This is a genomic window from Mycobacterium sp. (assembly GCF_049673265.1).
Lineage (GTDB): Bacteria > Actinomycetota > Actinomycetes > Mycobacteriales > Mycobacteriaceae > Mycobacterium.
On record NZ_JBATXN010000511.1, the window covers coordinates 1 to 1,885 of the forward strand.

Sequence of the window (1,885 nt, forward strand, 5' to 3'; positions counted from 1 at the left end):
GAACGACCACCATCGCGATACTGTTGGCTGCCAACGTATGCAGTATTGTGGGTCCGACATTCGCCGCACAAGCAACCACAAAGGAAGACGTCGCGATCAACGGGACGTACCGCGTAACGTCAAACGGCAACTGGGCCAAGATCAATGACCAGTACAACTACGAGCCGACGGTCGTCAGCACATGGACAATCAGCTCGTCATGCTCCAATTTTCAGACGTGCAGCGGCACGATGAAGAGCGACCAGGGCTGGAGCGCGCCAATCTCCTTGACCGACGGGCTGTCGTGGTACGTCAGACGTGACGTGCCGAATTGGGAGCGGTGCCAAGACGGCACCGCGTTCACCGGGCAGCAGACCTTCTACTTCTACCCAGTTGACCCCGAAGGTAGTGGTGAATACCAACTCGGTTCGCCGGTAATGGCCGGCAAGGACAAGACGATCGGCCCCAGCGGCGCCTGCGGGCAAAACCAGTGGCTTGGTATCGAACTGCCGCTGCGGCTCGACAAGATCGGCTAACTAGCCAGTAGAACCCTTTAGGTCGGAAACAAGTCCTGCCACTTCTTGGGCGCCGTCGAGGTTGCCAGATCCGACTGCTGGTACAACTTCCCATCCGGAGCGACGTAACTACCGGTACGCGGATCGTACGGGGCAACCGCGATCGACGGCGTGGGTCGAGATGTCTTGGCCCCGAATGAACTTGGATGTGCCTGCGGCGGCGCACCGTTGACTGTGTCGGGCGGTGGCGGACCTGTCGGGGGTGGGGGCACGGCGGGTGGCGGAGGGGGAAGCTCGCCCTGGGCGGGGACATCGAGTGGCGCGATGGGCGGGAAGTCCGCCGCCTGCGTCGACATGTTGGCCGACGACGGTGCCGGTGGCGCGGCTGCGCCCAGCGTGCCCGGTGGTGGAGTTGCTCCCCGCGGCCCGGGGGTTGTTCCGCGCGGGATGGCCCCAGGCGGCAGCGGTGTTCCCTCGATCGGTCCGAAGATTCGGTGGTCGACGGTGACCCGATCGTCGGGCGGTATGCCCTGAGAGAGCAGGTTCGGATCCAGGGGGTAAGGGCCGAGGACGTGCTGGCGCATCGCCAGCGGCATGAACGGCTTGTCGCTGTTGCAGATTTCGACGGTGGGCGCGCGCTTTCCGGGGTGTCCCATGCAGGGATAGTTGCGGGCGCCGCGAACCGAAAGCGGTGAATCCTGCGGCAGCTTGCAGTACAACCCGTCCGGCGTGTCGATGTCGCTGGTGTCGGACGGGGATCGCCACATGTTTGGCGGCAAGAAGCCGACCGTGCAAATAGGCGGATCGTCGACCGTGAATGAGAAGTCGCCCTTGGCCCAACCCTCGGGATGGTTGAACTGCGCTGCCGTTTGCGTGACCGCAACGCCCGGCGGCAGCAACACCAGCAGCTGCTCCATCGAGGGGTGGTAGGTGACGCCGATCTGCCCGATGGTGGTCAGGTTGGCAAGCAACACCGGCAGCGTCGGCTTGATCTGTTCGAAGAGCCGCGACGCCTCGTCCGCGGCGCCCGGTCCATTTTGCAGCAACGTGCGAAGCCGGGAATCGTCGGTCGCCACCACATCGGAGATCCCTGCCAGGCTACGCGCCCAGGCGCGGACGGAGTCGGCGGTCTTCGCCTGGGAATCCAACAGCGGCCCAGTGTCTTCGGTCAGGGTTCGCGTGCGATCGACAACACCGTTGGCGTCGGCAGAGATTCGCGACGTCGAGTCCGACAACGATCCCAGATCGTATCCAGCCCCGTTGAAGGCTTGGAATGACTCGTCGAGCAATTGACCGATTTTGTTTTTGGGAAGGCTTTTGATCAACTCGTTCACCTGGTCGAGCATCGGTCCGACCGCTTGCGGAATCGTGGTGTCATGCATGGCAATAAC

At 63.2% G+C, this 1,885-nt stretch carries 2 protein-coding genes; one reads left to right on the forward strand and one right to left on the reverse strand.

What is annotated here, in order from left to right; all coding sequences use genetic code 11:
- Window positions 1-515: hypothetical protein (locus WBF82_RS17600; protein WP_424384246.1), on the forward strand; the 515-nt coding region annotated here is incomplete at its 5' end.
- A gap of 17 nt (window positions 516-532) precedes the next feature.
- Here WBF82_RS17600 and WBF82_RS17605 read toward each other — a convergent pair.
- Window positions 533-1,885 (reverse strand): MCE family protein (locus WBF82_RS17605; RefSeq protein ID WP_424384247.1); only part of this gene is annotated, 1,353 nt, incomplete at its 5' end.